Here is a 19755-nt window from a genome sequence, read left to right as displayed (position 1 = left end):
GCGGGGTAAGCGGGGGCGTCGACGGCTCGTCCGTGCGGGTCGATGAGCGTGACCGGCTCGGCCGACGGCAGAAGGTGGTGCGGGTCACGTGTCATGCAGACATGGTCGTTCGCCGACCAAAAGGTTTCCACATCCCGGGAAAAACCGAGAAGATGTACTGGTCGTGCCGCACTCCAGCGGCCAAACGTCCGGGCAACGGCGCCCGGAGCCGAGGAGGACAAGACAAGTGGCCAGCGCCCTCGACGACATCGACCGGCAGATCCTGGCCGAGCTGACCCGCGACGGCCGGATGTCGATGCGCACCCTCGCCGAGCACCTGCACATCTCCCGGGCCAACGCGTACGCCCGGGTGGAACGGCTCCGCACCGCGAACGTGATCAAGGGCTTCCGGGCCGACATCGACCCCGTCGCGGCGGGCCTGGGCACCTCCGCCTACGTGACGGTGAACCTGCACCAGGCGGAGTGGCGGGACGTGGGCGAGCAGCTGCGCGCGCTGCCCGGGGTCGTGCACATCGCGCTGGTCGGCGGGGAGTTCGACGCGATCCTGCTGGTCCGGGCGCGGGACAACGCCGCCCTGGGCCGGCTGGTCCTGGACGTCATCCAGGGCATGCCGGGCATCGTGAACACCCGGACCCTGCTGGTCTTCGAGGAGGCCGAGCCGCTGTCGGCGACGGCCATCTGGGAACAGTGACGATCGGCCGCATGGTGATCCCATCGACGGGTATGCGCCCGGCCGGAACCGCTGCCGACCCCGCGGAGGACTCCCGTCGTATGCCTTTGACCTGGACTTTCGACACCGGCCCGGCGTCCACCGCCGTCACCGTCGAGGGATCTCCCGACACCGGATCCGTCCGGGCACTGCGGACCGGCCTGACCACGAGGGTCGCCCGGCGGCCCGCCCCGCTGCTGATCAGCCTGTCAGCGCCGGCCACGACCCTGCCCGGGCTTTTTCCGCTCTTCGCCGCGCTGACGGGCCGGTCCGGGAATACCCCGGTGCCGATCGTGGTGCAGAGTGAGGGCATCAACGTCCGACCGGCTCAGGTTCCGCTCTCCCGCGCGCTGCGCGCCGCGCGGGCCGTCCTGCTGCACCGATCGTCGCGGTCCCGGACCTGCGACGAACGGTTGCTGCCGGTGGCCGGAGCCGCGCGACGCAGCCGGGACGTGGCGACCGACGCCTGCGTCCGGTGGGGACTGCCCCACCTGGTCGGACCGGCGGCCATGGTGGCGAGCGAGCTGACCTCCTACGCGACCCGGCACGCCGGCACGCTGATGGACCTGACCCTGGCCGCGACCCCGGGCACGATGTACGTGGCGGTGCGCCACGGCCGCCCGGCCATGCTGCGACCGGACGTCCTGGCCGACCTGGAACTCCACCTGATCAACGCGTTCGCCGGGTGCTGGGGCTTCCTGCCGCACGGCCAGGACACCATCGTCTGGGCGGCCCTGGCCGAGCGCAAACCCAACCGCCGATGACTCGCATCTACGTCGACATGGTGGGTGACCTCTTCCATCCGGGCCACGTGGCCCTGCTGAAGGCGGCCCGGCAGCACGGCGACCACCTGATCGTCGGCGTGCTGTCCGACGAGGTGGTGGCGTCGTACAAGCGGCAGCCGATCATGACCCTGGCCGAACGCGTCGCGGTGATCGCGGCGTGCCGGTACGTCGACGAGGTGGTGCCCGCGGCGCCGGACCGGGTGACGCTCGAGTTTCTCGACGAGCACGACATCGCGCTGGTCGTGCACGGCGACGACATCACCCCGAAGGCGATCGACGAGGTCTACGGACCGGTGGCCGCGGCCGGCCGGCTGCGGCTGGTCCACCGCACGGCAGGGGTGTCGACCACCGACCTCATCGCCCGGGTCCGGGCCCGCCCGGCCTGATCGCCGCGGTCACTCGATCGCTGGTCGGCCGGTCGGCCGGTACGGGTTCGGCCGTTCGCCCAGGACCCTGGAGAAGGCGTTCCCCCGCGTGCGCGGTGCCGTTGAGCAGATGGTGGAAGCGCAGAGGTGGCAGGAGCCGATCCGGCCGTCCGCGTACCCATCACCGCCGTGGCCCGCGCCGCCGGATCCCACGGTTCAACAGCTCATCCCGTACGCGGTAACCGAGCCGGACGTCCCCCTCGCCGCAGGGATTCACCCGGGCCGGGCCGCACGGAAGACCGTCTCCGCGGTCAGGGACTTCGGCGCAGGAATTGCGATCTTCTGGCGCGGCACAGCCGCCTTCGGGCGCCGTCCCCGGCTGTGGCTGTGTGCCCTGCTACCGGCGCTCATCGTCTCCGTGGCCCTGTGGGAGATGCGCGCCGCTGTCGCAGCTTCGGCCCGGCGCATCGCCGCCTGGGCGACCGGATGGTCCGAGGGCTGGGGTTTTCTGCACGACGCGCTCGAGCAGCTCGTGTTCTGGGCGCTGTGTGGCCTGGCCGAGTTCCTGGTCGGATTCGTGCTGGTCCCGCTCGGGATCCTGGTCGGGGCACCCTTCTGCGTTCTCCTCGTCCGCTGGCTCGAGCGCGGGAACCCGCCGTCCGGTCCGGCACCGCCAGGGTGGTTCGCCGCCGTCCGGTTCTGCCTGACGCAGGCGGTCCTGGCCACGCTGGTGCTGCCGGTGACTCTCGTGGTCCTGACCCCCGTGCTGGTGGTGCCGGTCGTCAACGTCGTGCTCATCCTGGCCGTCAGCGGATTCCTGGTCGGCCTGCTGGCCGTCGGCCTGCCGCTGCACCATCGGGGCACCGGAAACCGGCGGGACCACCTGCGGTACGCGTGGCAGCACCGGTGGCCCGTGACCGGCTTCGGCGCGATGTGCGTGACCGTGCTGGCCGTGCCGTTGCCGCCGTTGCGTTGGCTCACAGTGCCGGTCGTTCTCGTCGGCGCGGTTCTGCTCCATCAGCGTTTCCCGATCGGCTCCGGGCAGACCGTGCCCGCCGCGGCGGCGCCGTCCGCGATGATCGGTGGGACAGCGTCGCCGTGGCCGGCCGATCGTCGCTGGTCAGCCGGTGGTGAGCCGGATCGCGGTCCATGACACCGGGGGCAGGCTTGCCCGCAGGACGCCGTCGGTGACGTCCGCGTCCTTGGCCGGGCCGGGCACCACGCGTTCCGGGTCGTCGGCCGTGTTCATGGCGTAGAGGTCCTCGTCCGCGAGCGTCCACGACTCCGTCACCCGCAGACCCGCCCCGAAGCCGGCCAGCGACACCGCCAGGTCGAGGCTCTCGGTGAGGTGCCTGTTCACGACGAAGACAGTCACGTCGCCGCTCTCGGCATCGTGGGTGGCCACCGCGTCCAGCAACGGCACCGAGCCGAAGCGGGCGGTGTCATAGCTCGGGGACTGCGGCTCCACGCGCAGCACCTCGCCGCGGGCCAGGCGGGAGGTCAGCGCGAACGGGTGGAAGATCGTCTGGCGCCACGCCGGGCCGCCCGCCTCGGTGCGGATCGGGGCGATCACGTTGACCAGCTGGGCCTGGCAGGCGGCGGTGACCCGGTCGCTGTGCCGCAGCAGGGAGATCAGCAGGTTGCCGACCACCACGGCGTCGGTGACGGTGTACGAGTCCTCGATGACCCGGGGGGCCACCCGCCACTCGGTCTCCTGGGTGGCCTGGAAGGCGCTCTGGTACCAGACGTTCCACTCGTCGAAGGAGATCTTGAGCTTCTTGCCGCTCTTGAGCTTGGCCCCGACGCTGTCGGCGGTGGCCGCGACGCTGGTGACGAAGTGGTCCATGTCGACCGCCGAGGCCAGGAAGCTGCCCAGGTCGCCGTTGATCGGCTCGTAGTAGGCGTGCGCGGAGATGTAGTCCACGGCGTCGTAGGTCAGTTCGAGGACCTCGGCCTCCCACGCGGCGAACGTCGGCATCGAGGAGGACGAGCTGCCGCAGGCCACGAGCTCCAGCCCCGGCTCGGCACTGCGCATCGCCCGGGCGGTCTCCATGGCCAGCCGGCCGTACTCGTGGGCGGTCTTGTGCCCGGTCTGCCACGGGCCGTCGAGCTCGTTGCCGAGGCAGAACATGGTGATGCCGTACGGTTCCGTCGCGCCGTTGGCCTGCCGGAGCCGGGCCAGGTGGGTGCGGTCGGGCTGGTTCAGGTACTCCTGCACGTCCAGGGCCTCCTGCACGCCGCGGGTGCCGAGGTTCACCGCGTACATCACCTCCACCCCGGCCTTGCGCGCCCAGCGCATGAATTCGTCGATGCCGATCTCGTTGGTCTCCAGGCTGTGCCAGGCCAGGTCCCGGCGCACCGGCCGGTCGGCGACCGGGCCGATGCCGTCCTCCCAGCGGTAGCCGGAGACGAAGTTGCCGCCGGGGTACCGCACGACCGAGACGCCCAGCTCGCGGGTCAGGGCGAGCACGTCCTCCCGGAATCCGTCGGCGTCCGCGGTCGGGTGCGACGGCTCGTAGATCCCGGTGTAGACACAGCGGCCCATGTGCTCGACGAAGGACCCGAAGGTACGGCGGGACACCGGCGCGACGGTGAACGCGGGATCGAGGGTGAAGCTGGCGGAAAGCACGGATCTCCCGGGGGTCGAGGGGGATGTCACTTGAGGCTGCCGACGGCGAGCCCGCCCTGCCAGTACTTCTGCAGGGTCAGGAAGGCGATGACGAGCGGGACGATGGACACCAGCGAACCGGTGATGATCAGGCTCCACAGCGACTGCCCGCCGCCGTTGTTGGAGCTGGCCAGCTGCGACCACAGGCCGATGCCCACGGTCAGCGGGTAGAGCTTCGAGTCGGACAGCATGGTCAGCGGCAGGAAGTAGTTGTTCCAGGTCGCGACGACCGACAGCAGCAGTACGGTGACCACTGCGGGACGCATCAGCGGCAGCGCCACCCGCAGGAACGTGCGCAGCTCACCGGCGCCGTCGATGCGGGCCGCGTCGAGCAGCTCGTCGGGCACCGACGCCGAGGTGTAGACCCGCATCAGGTAGACGCCGAACGGGCTCAGCAGCGACGGCAGGATGACCGCCCAGACCGTGTCGGTCAGCCCGGCGTTGCTCATCATCACGAACGTCGGGATGACCAGGGCGGTCAGCGGCACCATGACCGAGCCGAGCACCAGGGCGAAGGTCAGGTTGCGGCCGCGGAAGCTGAACTTCGCGAAGCCGTAGCCGGCCAGCACCGAGATGACGGTCGAGCCGATCCCGCCGGTCAGCGCGTACAGCACGGAGTTGCCCAGCCAGCGCAGGTATTCGCCGTTGTTGAAGGTGACCAGGTCCTTCAGGTTGTCGACGAGGTGGAAGCCGTTGAACCACAGGGCGCCCGTGCCGGAGAACAGGCCCTCGGCGTTCTTGGTGCTGGCCACGACGAGCCACCAGACCGGGACCAGGAAGTAGCAGACGAGGGCGAGCAGGAACAGCTTCGCCCCGAGGTGGCGGTTGCTCACGTGAAGATGCTCCCTCGCTTGCGGGTGACGACCATGAAGACGGCGACGGCCAGGAAGACCACGAAGCCCAGGGCGAACGAGATCGCCGAGGCGTAGTTGAACTGGGCGTAGGCGAAGGCCAGGTTGAACGCGTAGATGTTGGGGGTGAAGTCGGGCGTGACCGAGCCGTTGGCGATCGGCCCGAGGATCTGCGGCTCGGCGAAGAACTGCAGCGTGCCGATCAGCGAGAAGACCAGGATCAGCACGAACGCGGACGACACCATCGGCACCTTGATGCGCAACGCGATCTGCCGGGAGCTCGCCCCGTCGATGCGGGCCGCCTCGTAGATGGACGTGTCGATGCTCTTCAGCGCGGCATAGATGATCACCATGTAGTAGCCGGACCACTGCCAGGTGACCACGTTGAGCAGGCCGTAGAAGATGTTGCCCTGGCTGAGCAGGAACGGCGCCTGCACGTTGAACAGCGACGAGATCTGTTCCAGCGGACCGAAGCTGGGGCTGTAGAGGAAGCCCCACATCAGCGCGCCGAGCACGGCCGGGACCGCGTACGGCAGGAAGATCATCAGCCGGGAGAAGCGGGCCAGCCGGCCGGTGACCTCGTCCAGCACCAGCGCCGCGACCAGCGCGACGATCATCTGCAGCGGAATCACCACGAGGCTGAACCGCAGCACCAGCCACAGTCCCTTGAGGAACGACGGGTCGGTGAACGCCCGGGTGTAGTTGTCGATCCCGGCGAACGTGGTGCCGGTCGCGAGTCCTTTGGTGTAGAGGCTCAGGTAGCCCGCGTACAGCAGGGGTGCGACCAGGAAGACCGCGAACACGACCAGCAACGGGAAGATGAAGACCCAGCCGGCGCCGCCGCGGCGCGCCGATCGGCGGCGCCGGGGCGGCGCGGTGGCCCGGGGTACGCCGGTGCTGTCGCGCAGCGCCGCGGGCGGGGTCGATCTGATGACGGCCATGGGTTCACGTCTCCTCTGCGGCGTCGTCGCAGCCGCGGATGGGGGCGGACGGCCGCCGCACGGTGGACCCGGGCGGCCGTCCGGCCGGCGGTCACTGGACGGTGAAGCCCTGGCTCTTGGCGTACTTGACCATGATGTCCTGGAGCTCGGTAGCAGCCTGGTCACCGGTGGTCTTGCCGCTGTTGATCTTCACGATCTGGGCCTGCAGCTGGGCGTAGTAGTACACGGTGAACGGGCTGTACGTCGCACCCTGGTAGGCGTTGGCGGCCGGGATGTAGATGTCCTTGTTCGCCGTCTGCCCGTTGAAGAAGTCGACCTTGTTGGTGACGAAGGCGTCGGACTTCAGCACGTCCTGGTTGAGCGGGAAGATGGTCTGCGTCTTCCAGCCGTCGGTCAGCGACGCCTCGTCGGCGTAGAGACCCTTGGCCACCTCGGCCGCGGCCTTCTTGTCGGACGCCTGCGAGGTCACCGCGAAGGTCGAGCCGCCCCAGTTGACCGAGACCGGCGCGTTCGCGTCCCACTGCGGTAGCGGCGCCACGGCGAACTTGCCCTTCTCCTTGCCGCTGCCGACGCCGGCCCCGGTCAGGTAGCCGGGCGCCCAGGCGGCGGAGACGTACGTCGCGTACTTGCCGTTGACCACGCCGGCGATGTAGTCGGTGGTGAACTGGTCCTCGGTGCCGATCAGCTTCTTCGTGGCCAGCCCACCCCAGTAGTTGAGCACGTCCTTGGTGGCCTGGTCGTCGAGCTTGATGGTGATGTTCTGCTTGTTGGCCAGGTCGTAGGTGAACGGGTTGGCGCCCTTCTGGATCATCAACGCGGTCGCCACGGCCGGCACGTTGCTGCCGAAGTCACCGAAGTTCGGCCCGCCCGCACCCTTGACCTTGGCGGCGGCCTCGGCGTACTCGGCCCAGGTCTTCGGCGGGGTCTTGATCCCGTACTTCGCGAAGACGTCGGTGCGGTAGATCATCGCCATCGGGCCGCCGTCGACCGGGATGGCGTAGACGGCGTCGCCCTGCGAGACGTCCTTCCAGGCGCCCGCGCTGAACTTGGCCTTCACGTCGTTGGCCCCGAACGGCGCCAGGTCGACCAGGGCCTCCTGGATCTCGAAGCCGACCAGCTGGTCCGCCTCCAGCATGATCACGTCGGGTGCGCCCTTCTTGGCGGAGATAGCCGTCTGGAACTTGGCGTACTCCGGGGCGCCCTGGCCCGCGTTGGTCCAGCAGACCTGCACGTCGGTGTGGGCGTTGTTGAAGTTGTCGACGACCTTGGCCATGTTCGGGTACCAGGCCCAGACGGACACAGCCTTGGCGTCCGGGTGAACGATCTTGTTGGTGCAGTTGGTCGGCTTGGCCGAGGTGCCGCCACCCTCGTCGCCGCCCGAGCAGGCAGCCACGCCGAGGACGAGGGACAGTACGGGCATCGCAATGATGAGACGTCTCATGGTCGGACTCTTCCGGGAACTCATTCGGTGGCCTCCTGGCTGGATTTCGCGCATGGGGGATCGCCGCTCCTCGCTCTGCGTAGTCAGCAGGCGGGACCGGAACCGCGGGAAAGAGCCCGGACGACCGTGGCGTCCATCCCCGGTGAAGTGTGTTGTAAGTTACGATTGCAGCGCTGCAAAGGACTATGCACCGGCTCAACGGCTCTGGCAAGAGGCAACCTCTCGGAAATACGATCGTCACCTCGGGCACACCGTCGCCCGTCTCAGCAAGGAGGGGCCTCATGCGGGACATCACACTGCGTGACGTTGCCGAGCTCGCCGGGGTGTCCCCCCGTACGGTCTCCAACGTGGTGAACGGCTACGCCCAGGTGGCGCCGGCGACCCGGGAGAAGGTCGAGCGGGCCATCGCCGAACTCGGTTACCGGCCCAACGTGCTCGCCCGCAACCTGGCCAACGGGCGGTCGGGGCAGATCGCTGTCGTGGTGCCGTACCTGGACACGCCGTACTTCGCCGAGCTGCTGCAGGCGATCATCCCGGCCGCCCGCAAGGGCGGTTACAACGTCCTGATCGATCAGACCGACGGCGACCGGCAGCACGAGGGCGAGCTGATCGGCCGCGGCTCGCGGGGCTTCCTGTTCGACGGCATGATCATCAGTCCGCTGGGCCTGTCCCAGCAGGATCTCACCGTGCGTGATCTTGCCCTGCCCCTGGTCGTGCTGGGCGAACGCGTCTCCGACGGCACCTTCGACCACGTCGGCATCGACGACATCGCCGCCTCCACGGACGCCGTCACCCACCTGATCTCGCTGGGCCGGCGCCGGATCGCGGCCATCGGCGACCAGCCGTACGCGACCGGCGAGGCGGCCCAGCTGCGCACCCGCGGCTTCCGCGCGGCCCACGCCGCCGCCGGGCTCCCGGTCGACGAGTCGCTGATCATCAGCACCGCCCGGTTCAACCGGATCGACGGCGTGACCGCGATGGCCGCGCTGCTCGACCGGGCCGACCCGCCGGACGCGGTGTTCTGCTACAGCGACCTGGTCGCCTCCGGCGCGATCCACACCATCCTGGAGCGCGGGCTGCGCATCCCCGAGGACATCGCGATCATCGGCTACGACGACATCGAGGACGGGCGCTACAGCCATCCGACGATCAGCACCATCTCGCCCGACAAGACCGCGATCGCGCAGCTGGCGGTGGAGCGGCTGATCATGCGGATCGGCAGTTCCGGGCCGGTGCCCGGGGTGGAGCTGCTGGCCGAGCACCGCCTGATCCCCCGCCAGAGCACGCTCGGCCGGGCAGGCCCGCACTGACCGGGCCGCGATGGTCCCGAATGCTCGGGACTTTGGTCCTGACCTGGGCCGCGAGTGCCCCGCGGAGCTCAACCCGCCCGTAGAAAGGACGACGTACAGCAGGACAGGCGCCGCGACAGAGCGGCGCCGGGGCACAGGGAGCGGGAACGATGAAGGTCACTCTGGGACGTGGTGCCGCCGTTGCGGGCACCGCCGCCGCGGCGCTGCTGGCGTCGCCCTCCCCCGCCTCGGCGCACGAGAAGTGGTTCGTCGACGAGCCCGGCTCCTACCCGACCGACTGGGCGTTCGCCCTGCGGCCGGTCACCTTCGGCCTGATCGTCGCGGTCGTCCTGGCCACCATCGTGTGGCGGTACGTCGCCGTGCGGTACCTGCCCACGCCGGAGCTGCGGCCGCTGCGGTTCGCCGGCCGGATCATCCCGTACGTCCCCCGGCTGCTCGCCATCCACCTGGGCGTCTCGCTGCTGGCCGCCGCGGTCACCGGCCACTTCCTCACCCACGACCTCGAGGTCGAGCACCTGACCGGCGGGGTGGCGTTGCTGCTCGCCGAGGGCGCCCTGGGCATCTGGTTCATCACCGGCATCAGGCTGCGCCCCGCGGCCCTGGCCCTCACCGTCATCGGGCCGCTGGCCCTGCTGCTCACCGGTCCGGTCGGGCTGCTGTCGGCCATGGACCTGCTGGGCGTGGCGGTGTTCCTGGCCTTCGTGCCGCCGTCGGACGAGACCTTCGGCCGGGTGGAACCGGACGCCGCGACCCTGCGCCGGGCGCTGTTCGGTCTGCGGCTCGGTGCCGGTGGCGCCCTGATCACGCTCGCCTTCGCGGAGAAGCTGGCCAACCCCGCGCTGGCCCGCGAGACCCTGCACCTCTACCCGCAGCTCGACGTCTTCTCGCTGGTGGGCATCCACCTGAGCCCGGACACCTTCGTCGCCGTCGCGGGGGCCACCGAGCTGCTGTTCGGCCTGCTGGTGATCTCCGGCGCGCTGCCCCAGGTGGCCGTGCTGGTCGCGGGCATCCCGTTCAACGCGACGCTGCTGCTCTTCGGCGGCACCGAGCTGCTCGGTCACCTGCCGGTCTACGGCGTCTTCCTGACGCTGCTCGCCTACGGCTCCAACGAGCGGACCGCCGCGCTGGTGCGCTGGCTGCCGCCGGTGCGCACCCGGCTGCTGCGCCGCCCGGTCCTGGCCCGCTGACTCCCGCCGATCCGCCGGTCCCGCTGCCCGCGCAGCGGGATCAGCGGCGTAGTGAGCCGGTCGTGGGCACCCGCAGGTGGTGGGCCAGGCAGAGCACGTCGCGCTCGGACGACCAGTCCAGCTCCTCCGGCGGCACGGCGAGCACCGTCCACGAGTCCTCGTCCAGCTTGACACCGGCATAGTCGGTGTAGCGGTCGTCGCAGCCGGCGTGAGCGGCTTCCTTGACCTGTGCGTCGCCCGGCCACTTGCCCTCCCGCAGGGGGAAGAGGGCGAAGACCTCGCTGTAGTGCGTCGTCGAACAGGGCACCACGTCCACATAGCTGCCGGTCCGCGAGCTGATGTCCTTGAGACAGTCACCCACCCGCAGCTCGGTCACCTTCATCTCGCGAGCGCCGTTGATCGCGCCGGCGGCGTCGCGGTCCGGGCCGTCGGCGGCATCCCGTACGGCGGCCACGCCGATCGCCACCGCGATGGCGAGCACCCAGAGGCCGCAGACGACCAGCCCCGCGATCGCGTAGAAGCGGCCGCGCCGGTCGCCGTTGCGCTTGCTCTGCCGCAGCCCGATGACGCCGAAGATGATGCTCGGCAGGCCGGCGCAACCCATCAGCGCCAGGGCCAGGGAGGCGATGGAGAAGCCGTTGGTCTTGCCGTTCCAGACCGGCCGGGGCGGGGGCGGCGGCGTGTAGGCCGGGTACTGCGGGCCGGGCGCGGGCGGGGGCTGGTGATCCACAGCGGGCACGGTACAGCGGCGGGCGGCGTGGCGCCGCCCCGTGCGCCTCTTCGCGCCGACTCCTCAGGCCGGGCCCGCCGCGGACGATTCATGGCCTGGGAAAACAATGTCGAGGAACGGGGCGAGGGAACCATGAAGGTCGGGCTGCGCAGTGTCCGGATCAGTAGCCGGCTGGTCGCCGCGATGGTGGTGCTGCTGGCCCTGCTGAGCGCGGTGGTGGCCGTCGGGCTGTCGGCCATCGCCGGCCAGTCCCGCGCGACCGCCACCCTCGCCGACTACTCGACGGCCAACCAGCTCGCCAAGCAGGTCAAGTTCCGGTCGGCGGACTTCAACGGCTGGCAGACCGCGTACGCGTTCGACATCGTCCGCGGGGTCGACGGCGCCGCAGCCGACACCGCCGAAGCGCGCGCCGCGTTCCTCGCCTCGGCCGCCTCGTTCCGCCAGGAGCTGCAGGCCCTTCGCGGCGCCCGCATCACCGCCGCGGAGACGGAGCTGATCGACCGCATCACCCGGCACTTCGACGAGTTCTCCGCGCTGGACCGCACCATCGTCGAGGCGTACCGCAGCGGCGCCGCGACCCAGGTCGCGCGGGCCAACCAGCTGGTGGCCGTCGACGAGATCAAGATCTTCAACGAGATCGCCGCGAGCGTGGACGCGCTCACGTCCTCGATCGACGCCCGGTCCGCCGCCGCGATGACCGACGCCTCGGCCGCCGCCGACCGCTCCTCGGTGGTCATGGTCGCGTCCGGCGTGCTCACCGTCCTGCTCGGCGCCGCGCTCGCCTTCGTGCTGATCCGGTCCATCATCCGGCCGCTCGGCACGCTCAACCACCGGCTCGCCGAGATCGCCGACGGCGACGGCGACCTGACCCAGCGGATCCACGACGGCGCCCGGGACGAGATCGCCGAGGCGGCGGGCGGCTTCAACCGCTTCGCCGACCGGATGCAGGAGCTGGTCGCCGCGGTCGCCGCCGGGGCGCGGCAGGTGTCGGACGCGGCCGACGAGCTCAGCACGGTCAGCACCCAGCTCGCCGGGGGCGCCGAGGAGACCAGCGCGCAGGCCGGGGTGGTCAGCGCCAGCGCCGAGGAGGTCTCCACCATCGTGTCGACGCTGGCGGCCTCCGCGGAGGAGATGAACGCGTCCATCGGGGAGATCTCGCGCAGCGCCTCCCGGGCCAGCGACATCGCGCGCGGCGGCGTGCAGGCCACGCGGGAGGCCGACGAGACCGTGACCCGCCTCGGCGCCTCGTCGGCCGAGATCCGGACCGTGGTCAAGCTCATCACCGACATCGCCGCACAGACCAATCTGCTCGCCCTGAACGCCACCATCGAGGCCGCCCGCGCGGGCGAGGTCGGCAAGGGCTTCGCCGTGGTCGCCGGCGAGGTCAAGGAACTGGCACAGCAGACCGCGTCGGCCACCGAGGAGATCGCCCGCAAGGTCGAGGCGATCAGCCAGGGCTCCGGCGCGGCGGCGGCCGTCATCGCCCGGATCTCCACCGTGGTGACCGAGATCAACGACACCCAGCTGACCATCGCCTCGGCCATCGAGGAGCAGACCGCGACGACTCAGGAGATGTCCCGCAACGTCGGCGAGACGGCCGTCGGTGCCGGCGAGATCGCCACCAACATCGTCGGCGTGGCCCAGGCCGCCGAGCAGGCCAGCGCGGGCGCGCAGACCACGCAGACGACCGCCCGGTCGCTCGTCGACGCGGCGGCGACGCTGAACGGGCTGGTCAGCACCTTCCGCTACTGAGCGCCACGGCGGTCAGCGAGCCGCCTGGGCGCCGAGTTCGACGACGAGAACGCCGGCGGAGATCTGGGCGATGCCCAGACCCATCAGGGCAGTCAGCGGTTCGCCGTAGATCGCGGCGGACAGACCGCGGTCACGGTGACCCCGCCGGCGCCCCAGATCCCGTACGCGACGCCGATCGTCATGCCCAGGCGCAGGCACCCGGCCAGAAGGCGAACGCCGCGACGTAACCGGCGACCACGAGGGCGTACCAGGCGGGGTGGTCGAGGGCGGCCTTGAGCGCGAGGGTCGCCGCGGCCAGCATGAACCACCTCCTCATCACTCCACCCCGCCTGCCGTGAGGGAACCGATCAACGCCATCACGGCGTCGCGGTCCTCGGGCCGGGGCGGGAAGACCCCGGTCGCCTCGGCGGCCCAGAGCCCGTCGGCGGCGAGGCGGGCGACGGTCAGGGCGGCCCGGGTACGCGCGTCGACCCCGGCCGGCAGCTCGAACCAGCGGGCCATCCGCTCCAGCCAGGGCCCGGAGAGCCCGGGACGGTACGCGGCTTCGGTGTAGATGGCGTACTCCGCACGGCAGTCCGCGCCCCGGGCGGCGACGGCGGCATAGGCGCGTACGCGTTCGGCCGGCGACGCCTGCTCCAGCGGCCCGTCGATGATCTCCGCCATCGCGCGCTCCAGGCTGGCGGCGGCGTGGTCGACGATCGCCAGCATCAGCGCCTCGCGGTTCGGGAAGTGGTACATCAGGCCCGGCTTGGTGACCCCGGCCTCGCGGGCGACGGCGTCCAGGGTGATGTCGGCGCCCTCCGCTCCCCGCATCAGCCGCAGCGAGGCGTCGAGCAGGGCGGTCCGCTGGCTGGGTCTCATGGCTGTTAATTTACCATCCGGAAGGTAAAGTAACCGGGCGCCGATTCGCCCGATCCGCCCGTGCCGGGCCGGCCGGCCGCGTAGCCTGAGCCGAGTGATACCCGCGCCGACGGTGCAGACCCCGGCCGGCGGTGCACCCCGCGCCCGGGGACGTCGGTCGCGGATCGTCGTCCTCGTCGTGGCGCTCGGCATGATCGGCACCGTGCTGGCGGTGAGCGCGCTCCGGCGGGCCGCCGAGGACCGCTTCGATCAGGCGCTGGAGCAGCGGACCACGATGGTCGCGCGCACGCTGACCGCCGAGATGCGGCGCTACACCACTTCCCTGCTCGACCTCGCCGCCGCGGTCGGCGCCCAGGGCCAGTTGTCGAAGCCGGAGTTCGAGGCGATCACCGCCGCGACGGACCGGCAACGGCTGCCCGGTGCCACCGGAGTGGCGCTGGTCGTGCCGGCCACCGCCGCCGAGGTTCCCCGGGTCCAGACCCAATGGCGCCGGGCAGGCAGCCCCGACCTGCGGTTGCAGCCGGCGCCAGAGCACACCTCCGAGCATCTGTTCGTGGTCCTGAACCGGGCCATCGACGGCAGCGGCTCGTCCTCGGGTCAGGACCTCGCGGCGGCACCCGAGGCGGCAGCCGCACTCAGCCAGGCCCGCGAAGGCCACCAGGTCGCCATCAGTGCGAGCTACCGCCTGCTGCAGGACGCCGCCGTACCGCAGGAGGCCCAGCAGCTGGGCTTCGCGCTGGCCGCGCCGGTCTACTCCACCTCCCCGTCGGCGAGCGACGCCGGACAGTTCCGCGGCTGGATGGTGATGGCTCTGCGCGGCGGCGACTTCCTCCAGGACGCGATCAGCCGGATCGCCGGGGAGACGGTCGCCGTGACGCTCTCGGACGCGTCGAACGGCGTCGCCACCCCGGTCGGGCGCCGGTTGCCGAACGCGGCCATCGACGAGAGCCGGCCCGCCCGTACGTTGCCGATCCCGGTGCCGCAGCGCACCTGGCAGGTCACCGTCGCGCCCACCGACCGGGTGCTGGCCGGCACCGCGCTGCACCTGGACGTCGTCGCCGCCCTGATCGGCACGCTGATCACCGCGCTGCTCGCGGCCCTGACCGGCACCGTGGTCAGCTCCCGCGACCGCGCGCTGCGCCGGGTCGACGCCGCCACCGCGGCGCTGCGTGACGACATCAACCGCCGGGAAGCGGTCGAGCAGCAGCTGCGCCGGCGCGAGGAGGAACTGGTCGGTTTCGCCGGTGTCGTCGCCCACGACCTGCGCAGCCCGCTGGCCCGGATCACCGGCTACGCCGACTTCCTGCGTGAGGAGGCCGCGCCCCGGCTGGAGCCGGAGCACCGCGAGTTCCTGGAGCGCCTGTACGGGGGCGCCCAGCGGATGCAGTCGCTGATCGACGACCTGCTGAACTACGCGACAGCGGACAATCGGACGTTACGGCGTACCGAGGTGGATCTGAACCGGCTGGTGGCCGACGTGATCCGGGACCGGGTCGGCGGCACGGGCGGGCAGCAGCCGACGATCGTGGTCGGGCCGCTGCCCACCGTCGACGGGGATCCGGTCCTGCTGCGCCAGGTCGTCGACAACCTGGTCGGCAACGCCCTGAAGTACACCCCCGCCGGGCAACAGCCGTGCCTCGAGATCACCGGTACGGCGCTGGAGGCCGGCGGCTGGTGCATCGAGGTCGCCGACCGGGGCATCGGCATCCCGGCGGCCCAGCGCGCGACCGTGTTCGACCCGTTCATCAGGGCGGACGGCAGCCAGCCGTACCACGGCACCGGGCTGGGGCTCGCCATCGTGCACCGCATCATCGAACGCCACGGCGGCGAGGTCGGCGTACGGGAGAATCCGGGCGGCGGCAGCCGGTTCTGGTTCACCGTGCCGGCCACTCCCCCGGACGAGCAGAGCACTGCCACCGCCGAACGGACCGGCGCCGCCCGCTAAGTACCGCAGCTTCCGGTCCGAACAGACGGGTGTGCCGGACCAGATCTTTCTCCTCGGCAACACCGTCATCATGGTGGCGTACGCAGCGGTCACCGCCGCGATCGCCGTCCCGGTGGCCCGCGCCGGGCAGCTGCGTACCAACCGGCTGGCCACCGCGACCGCGCTGATCTTCTTCAGCTGCGCGGTCGGGCACGGCTTCCACGCCTCCGCCGCGTACCAGGCGCTGTTCTCCGGGCACGCCCACGCCGGGATGACCGCGGGGTCTTGGGCCGCGGCCTGCTGGGATCTGCTCACGGCGGCCGTCGGCGTCTACTACTGGACGCTGCGGCGCAGCTACGGCGTCATGCTGCGCCGGGGCGCGATCTACCCTGATCCCGCCGGCCAGCAGCACCTGGACGTGGCCGACGCCCGCGAGCGGGCCGCTCAGGACCTGGCCGAGAGCCACCGCGCCACCCTCGCCGCCGTCGTGGAGCACAGCGACGACGCGATCATCGGCGTCACGCCGGCCGGCACGGTGACCGCCTGGAACGGCGGCGCGGAACGGCTCTTCGGTTACACCGCGGCAGAGGTGGTCGGGCACCCGGCGTCGATGCTGGCCGACAGCGAGGGGCTCGGCGAGCAGTCCGACGTCCTGTCCCGGATCGCCGCGGGCGAGCGCAGCCTGCACTACGAGGCCACCCGGGTGCACAAGGACGGCTCGCCGCTCGAGATCGCGGTGAGCGTGGCCCCCATCCGAGGCCGCGACGACACGATCATCGGGGTCTCCGTGGTGGCCCGCGACATCGCCGCCGCGAAACAGGCGGCCGAGCGCCGCCGGCAGGTCGAGGAACGCACCCACCAGGCGCAGCGGATGGAGAGCCTCGGCAAGCTCGCCGGCGGGGTCGCCCACGACTTCAACAACATCCTGGCGATCATCGTCAACTACACCGACTTCGCGGCCGAGCAGTCGGCGGACCCCGCCGTACGCGCCGACCTGGAACACGTCCGGATCGCCGCCGACCGGGCCATCAGCCTCACCCACCAGCTGCTGGTCTTCACCCGCGGGGACACCATCCAGCCACAGGACATCGACCTGAACGCGTCCATCGACGAGGTCCGGGCGATGCTGCACCGCACCATCGGCGAGGACATCGACCTGCGTACCGAGCCGGCCCCGGCGCCGCTGACAGTGCACGCCGACGCCGGCCAGATCCAGCAGGTGCTGCTGAACCTGTCGCTCAACGCCCGCGACGCGATGCCCCAGGGCGGCACGCTGGTGATCGAGGCCGACCGGGCCCGGCTGGACGAGCACCAGCTCGACATGCACCCCGAGCTGGCGCCCGGCGCGTACGCCCGGCTGCAGGTCAGCGACACGGGTGAAGGAATCGAGCCGGAGGTCGCCGCGCACATCTTCGAGCCGTTCTACACCACCAAGCCACGCGGCCAGGGCACCGGCCTGGGACTGTCCACCGTGTACGGCATCGTGGCGGAGGCGGGCGGCAGCATCAACGTGTACTCGGAGCCCGGGGTCGGCACCACCTTCCGGGTGTACCTGCCCCTGGTCGAGACAGCGCGGGACGCGGGAGTCACCCGTGCGGTCGAGGCGGCCGTGCCGCAGGGACACCAGGAGACGGTGCTGGTCGTCGAGGACGAACCGGCGCTCGGCCGGATCGTCGCCCGCATCCTGAGCCAGGGCGGCTACCGCGTGCTGTCGGCGGCATCCGGGCCGGAAGCGCTGGAACTGGACCGGGACCAGGGCTGTGACCTGCTGCTGACCGACGTGATCATGCCGGGGATGTCCGGTCCGCGGCTCGCCGAGCTGCTGGCGGCCCGGCACCCCGGACTGCCGGTGCTGTTCATGTCGGGGTACAGCAACGGGCTGCTCGGCTCGACCCATGTGCTGGACCCGGACATCGCATTCATCGAGAAGCCGTTCACCGCGGACGACCTGCTCCGGCGGGTCAGCAGCGTGCTGAGCAGCACCACTACACGGTCGTAGCGGCCGGGCCGGCACCACGCACTGCCACGCCGTTGCAACGGCCGCGGCCACGGCCGCGTGGTGAGCAGCACTGCGACGCAGTCGAGGCGGCCGGGGCGGCACCGCACACTGCCACGCCGTTGCAACGGCCGCGGCCACGGCCGCGTAGTGAGCAGCACCGCGACGCAGTCGTAGGGCCGCGGCGACGACCGCGTGGTGAACGGCACTGGGACGCGGTCGTAACGGCCGAGACCACGACCGGCCGTGATCAGTAAAATTCTGGCCGTGCTGATCCGAGCGAAGACCGAGGCGGACACCGCCGGCTGCGTCGACCTGTTGCTACAGGTGCACCGGCAGGACAACTATCCGCTGCACCTCGCGCCGCATGAGGTCCCCGGCTTCCTCACCGGTGAGCACGAAGAGGCCGCGTGGGTGGCCGAGCGGGACGGCCGGATCGTCGGGCACGTCGCCCTGCACTGCCCTACGGATGACCCGACGCTGACCGTCGCCGCGGGAGCGACCGGCTTGCCGACGGACGCGCTGGCCCTGGTGTCGCGGCTGTTCATCGCGCCGGACCTGCGCCGGAACGGCCTGGGCCGGGTGCTGCTGCGGCACGCTGCCGGACAGGCGCGGGCGTTCGGGCAGCGGGCGGTGCTCGACGTCGGTCAGACGCTGGCGCCGCCGATCGCCCTGTACGAGTCGGAGGGCTGGAACAGGGTCGGTGAGCTGCATCCCGCCCTCGACGACGGCACGATCCTCGACCTCTGGGTATACGTGAGCCCGGAGTCTCCCGACCTCAGAATGGTCTAGCTCACCTCAAGAAGGTCCGGCTCACCTGCAGAAGGTCCGGCTCACCTTCAGAAGGTCCGGCTCACCTGAACATGATCCGGCTCACCTCAGGATGGTCCGGCTCACCTGAACATGATCCGGCTCGCCTCAGGATGGTCCGGACCACCCAAAGACGGTCCGGCTCACCTTAAGGTCCGGCTTACCTCAGGATGGTCCAGCTCACCTGAACATGGTCCGGCTCACCTTAAGAAGGTCCGGCTCACCCGACGATGGTTCGGCTCACCTGAAGACGGTCCGGCTCACCTGACGACGGTCCGGCTCACCTTAAGAAGGTCCGGCTCACCTCAGGATGGTCTGGCTCACCGGCGCAGGATCCGGTCGCCGATGACCGCCGGGATCCGCCGCAGGTAGCGGACGACCGCTTCCGGGCCCGGAGCGGGCAGCACGACCGTCGCCCGCTGGAAGCCGGACAGGACCCGGTCGGGGACGGTGACGGCGGAGAACCGCACGAGGCGGGACAGCCGACCACGATCTCCCGGCGACTGCTGGGGAACGGTCGGTGGCGTAGGGGCGGCCGCGCCGGGGTGGTAGACCTCGCTGAGCCGGCTAGCCACCGCAGCGAAGTCGTAGCGCGCCGCCAAGGTCGCGCGGGCCCGGGGCAGGTCCAGAGTGTCCAGTTCCTTGCACAGCCGGCGGTAGCCGTCGGCGATGACGTCCGGATCCTCGCTGGGTTCGATCAGCAGTCCGGCCTGGTGCTCGATCCCGGCCAACGTCTCGGCCGGGCCCTGGCTGCGGGCGACCAGCACGGGCGTACCGGTGGCGACCGCCTCGACCACCGTCATGCCGAAAGTTTCCAGCCGGCTGGCGTGCACGAGCAGGTCGTGCTCGTGCATCAGCGCCGTCACCTGGTCCGGCGGCACGGCCGGCCGGCGGGTGATCCGGCCGCTGAGCCCCAGGACGGCGATCCGCCGGTCGAGGGTGTCCGCGAGTGGGCCCGTCCCCACCAGGGTCAGGCTCACCCGAGGGTCCTCGGCGGCGATCCGGGCGAAGCCGTCGACCAGGGTCAGCACGCCCTTGTGGGCCATCAGCCGTCCGGCGTAGAGCCAGCGTGACAACTCGCCGGGTGGGCGTTCGCGGACCGTGAACCGGTCGAAGTCGATGGCGTTGGGCACGATGCTCAGCTTGTGAGCTTGCTCGGGGAAGTAGTCGGCGAGCTGGTCGAGCAGGTGCCGGCCCACGCAGAGCAGGGCGTCGGCGCGGGACAGCATCTCGGCGTACTGGTCGCGGGCGCCGGGCTGGGCGAAGACTTCGGGCAGGAAGGTCGCGTGCTCGGTCACCACGATCCGGGCGTCCGGGCGGGCCAGCCGCATCGCCACGACCCCGCCGAGCATGCCGGTGTGGGCGTGCACGACCGGCGCCTCGATCCGGCCGGTCGGCAGGGTGGCGCGCAGGGCCCGGACCTGC

18 protein-coding genes are annotated in these 19755 nt (G+C 71.1%); 10 read left to right on the top strand and 8 right to left on the bottom strand.

Annotated elements, in window-relative coordinates; translation table 11 throughout:
* The first annotated feature begins 226 nt into the window (after nt 1-226).
* From AB0C29_RS05710 to AB0C29_RS05695, 4 genes are all read left to right on the top strand, one after another.
* A complete protein-coding gene (locus tag AB0C29_RS05710) occupies nt 227-691 on the top strand; it encodes an Lrp/AsnC family transcriptional regulator (protein WP_360553559.1) in 465 nt (154 codons plus the stop codon).
* A gap of 80 nt (nt 692-771) precedes the next feature.
* Complete coding sequence (locus AB0C29_RS05705; RefSeq protein WP_360815668.1) at nt 772-1473, top strand: hypothetical protein; 702 nt, start codon at nt 772-774, stop codon at nt 1471-1473.
* On the top strand, nt 1470-1880 hold the full coding sequence (locus AB0C29_RS05700; protein WP_360815665.1) for an adenylyltransferase/cytidyltransferase family protein: 411 nt from the start codon (nt 1470-1472) through the stop codon (nt 1878-1880). The genes AB0C29_RS05705 and AB0C29_RS05700 overlap by 4 nt, the downstream gene beginning before the upstream one ends.
* A 109-nt stretch (nt 1881-1989) precedes the next feature.
* Nucleotides 1990-3012 carry an EI24 domain-containing protein gene (locus tag AB0C29_RS05695; protein ID WP_360815662.1) on the top strand — a complete coding sequence of 341 codons (1023 nt, stop codon included), beginning with the start codon at nt 1990-1992 and terminating at the stop codon, nt 3010-3012.
* On the opposite strand, the gene AB0C29_RS05690 is transcribed toward AB0C29_RS05695, so the two are convergent.
* The 4 genes from AB0C29_RS05690 to AB0C29_RS05675 all read right to left on the bottom strand — a co-directional run bounded on the left by AB0C29_RS05690 (nt 2980) and on the right by AB0C29_RS05675 (nt 7739).
* The gene (locus AB0C29_RS05690; protein ID WP_360815659.1) at nt 2980-4488 is read right to left on the bottom strand and encodes an alpha-N-arabinofuranosidase; all 1509 of its coding nucleotides are present in this window, start codon (nt 4486-4488) and stop codon (nt 2980-2982) included. The two genes, AB0C29_RS05695 and AB0C29_RS05690, sit on opposite strands and share 33 nt — an antisense overlap.
* 26 nt (nt 4489-4514) lie before the next feature.
* On the bottom strand, nt 4515-5360 hold the full coding sequence (locus tag AB0C29_RS05685; RefSeq protein WP_360815656.1) for a carbohydrate ABC transporter permease: 846 nt from the start codon (nt 5358-5360) through the stop codon (nt 4515-4517).
* Nucleotides 5357-6319, bottom strand: coding sequence for a sugar ABC transporter permease (locus AB0C29_RS05680; RefSeq protein ID WP_360815653.1), 963 nt, complete (start codon nt 6317-6319; stop codon nt 5357-5359). The genes AB0C29_RS05685 and AB0C29_RS05680 overlap by 4 nt, the downstream gene beginning before the upstream one ends.
* 91 nt (nt 6320-6410) lie before the next feature.
* A complete protein-coding gene (locus tag AB0C29_RS05675) occupies nt 6411-7739 on the bottom strand; it encodes an extracellular solute-binding protein (protein WP_360815650.1) in 1329 nt (442 codons plus the stop codon).
* A gap of 302 nt (nt 7740-8041) precedes the next feature.
* Between AB0C29_RS05675 and AB0C29_RS05670 the strand changes: the two genes are divergently transcribed.
* Together AB0C29_RS05670 and AB0C29_RS05665 are read left to right on the top strand one after the other, a co-directional pair.
* On the top strand, nt 8042-9070 hold the full coding sequence (locus tag AB0C29_RS05670) for a LacI family DNA-binding transcriptional regulator (RefSeq protein WP_360815647.1): 1029 nt from the start codon (nt 8042-8044) through the stop codon (nt 9068-9070).
* Between the two features lie 149 nt (nt 9071-9219).
* Entirely contained in the window at nt 9220-10257 is a 1038-nt protein-coding gene (locus tag AB0C29_RS05665; RefSeq protein WP_360815644.1) for a hypothetical protein, read from the top strand.
* Nucleotides 10258-10297: 40 nt separating this feature from the next.
* On the opposite strand, the gene AB0C29_RS05660 is transcribed toward AB0C29_RS05665, so the two are convergent.
* Nucleotides 10298-10987 carry a DUF4190 domain-containing protein gene (locus AB0C29_RS05660; protein ID WP_360815641.1) on the bottom strand — a complete coding sequence of 230 codons (690 nt, stop codon included), beginning with the start codon at nt 10985-10987 and terminating at the stop codon, nt 10298-10300.
* Nucleotides 10988-11077: 90 nt separating this feature from the next.
* Here AB0C29_RS05660 and AB0C29_RS05655 point away from each other — a divergent pair, with 90 nt between their 5' ends.
* On the top strand, nt 11078-12739 hold the full coding sequence (locus tag AB0C29_RS05655; protein ID WP_360815638.1) for a methyl-accepting chemotaxis protein: 1662 nt from the start codon (nt 11078-11080) through the stop codon (nt 12737-12739).
* Nucleotides 12740-12917: 178 nt separating this feature from the next.
* On the opposite strand, the gene AB0C29_RS05650 is transcribed toward AB0C29_RS05655, so the two are convergent.
* Nucleotides 12918-13055: a hypothetical protein gene (locus AB0C29_RS05650; protein WP_360815636.1), complete on the bottom strand. Its 138-nt coding sequence runs from the start codon at nt 13053-13055 to the stop codon at nt 12918-12920.
* A complete protein-coding gene (locus tag AB0C29_RS05645; protein ID WP_360815633.1) occupies nt 13055-13600 on the bottom strand; it encodes a TetR/AcrR family transcriptional regulator in 546 nt (181 codons plus the stop codon). Before AB0C29_RS05645 ends, AB0C29_RS05650 begins: the two co-directional genes overlap by 1 nt.
* A 94-nt stretch (nt 13601-13694) precedes the next feature.
* Here AB0C29_RS05645 and AB0C29_RS05640 point away from each other — a divergent pair, with 94 nt between their 5' ends.
* From AB0C29_RS05640 to AB0C29_RS05630, 3 genes are all read left to right on the top strand, one after another.
* The gene (locus AB0C29_RS05640) at nt 13695-15545 is read left to right on the top strand and encodes an ATP-binding protein (RefSeq protein ID WP_360815630.1); all 1851 of its coding nucleotides are present in this window, start codon (nt 13695-13697) and stop codon (nt 15543-15545) included.
* A gap of 31 nt (nt 15546-15576) precedes the next feature.
* Nucleotides 15577-17523 carry an ATP-binding protein gene (locus AB0C29_RS05635; RefSeq protein WP_360815627.1) on the top strand — a complete coding sequence of 649 codons (1947 nt, stop codon included), beginning with the start codon at nt 15577-15579 and terminating at the stop codon, nt 17521-17523.
* A gap of 264 nt (nt 17524-17787) precedes the next feature.
* Nucleotides 17788-18312 (top strand): GNAT family N-acetyltransferase, encoded by a 525-nt coding sequence (locus AB0C29_RS05630; RefSeq protein WP_360815624.1) that lies wholly within the window; start codon nt 17788-17790, stop codon nt 18310-18312.
* A 338-nt stretch (nt 18313-18650) separates the two neighbouring features.
* On the opposite strand, the gene AB0C29_RS05625 is transcribed toward AB0C29_RS05630, so the two are convergent.
* The coding region (locus AB0C29_RS05625; protein ID WP_360815621.1) for a glycosyltransferase at nt 18651-19755 on the bottom strand (1105 nt) is incomplete at its 5' end.

This window comes from Actinoplanes sp. NPDC048791 (assembly GCF_040650095.1).
Lineage (GTDB): Bacteria > Actinomycetota > Actinomycetes > Mycobacteriales > Micromonosporaceae > Actinoplanes.
The sequence above is the reverse complement of the archived record's forward strand: the minus strand, read 5'-3'. Positions and strand labels throughout refer to the sequence as shown.

Bases quoted from the DNA above. Each gene is read 5' to 3' on its own strand.
- AB0C29_RS05680 (WP_360815653.1), bottom strand. From the start codon at position 6,319: ATGGCCGTCATCAGATCGACCCCGCCCGCGGCGCTGCGCGACAGCACC.
- AB0C29_RS05675 (WP_360815650.1), bottom strand. From the start codon at position 7,739: ATGCCCGTACTGTCCCTCGTCCTCGGCGTGGCTGCCTGCTCGGGCGGC.
- AB0C29_RS05670 (WP_360815647.1), top strand. From the start codon at position 8,042: ATGCGGGACATCACACTGCGTGACGTTGCCGAGCTCGCCGGGGTGTCC.
- AB0C29_RS05700 (WP_360815665.1), top strand. From the start codon at position 1,470: ATGACTCGCATCTACGTCGACATGGTGGGTGACCTCTTCCATCCGGGC.
- AB0C29_RS05665 (WP_360815644.1), top strand. From the start codon at position 9,220: ATGAAGGTCACTCTGGGACGTGGTGCCGCCGTTGCGGGCACCGCCGCC.
- AB0C29_RS05650 (WP_360815636.1), bottom strand. From the start codon at position 13,055: ATGAGGAGGTGGTTCATGCTGGCCGCGGCGACCCTCGCGCTCAAGGCC.
- AB0C29_RS05645 (WP_360815633.1), bottom strand. From the start codon at position 13,600: ATGAGACCCAGCCAGCGGACCGCCCTGCTCGACGCCTCGCTGCGGCTG.
- AB0C29_RS05705 (WP_360815668.1), top strand. From the start codon at position 772: ATGCCTTTGACCTGGACTTTCGACACCGGCCCGGCGTCCACCGCCGTC.
- AB0C29_RS05655 (WP_360815638.1), top strand. From the start codon at position 11,078: ATGGCCTGGGAAAACAATGTCGAGGAACGGGGCGAGGGAACCATGAAG.
- AB0C29_RS05695 (WP_360815662.1), top strand. From the start codon at position 1,990: ATGGTGGAAGCGCAGAGGTGGCAGGAGCCGATCCGGCCGTCCGCGTAC.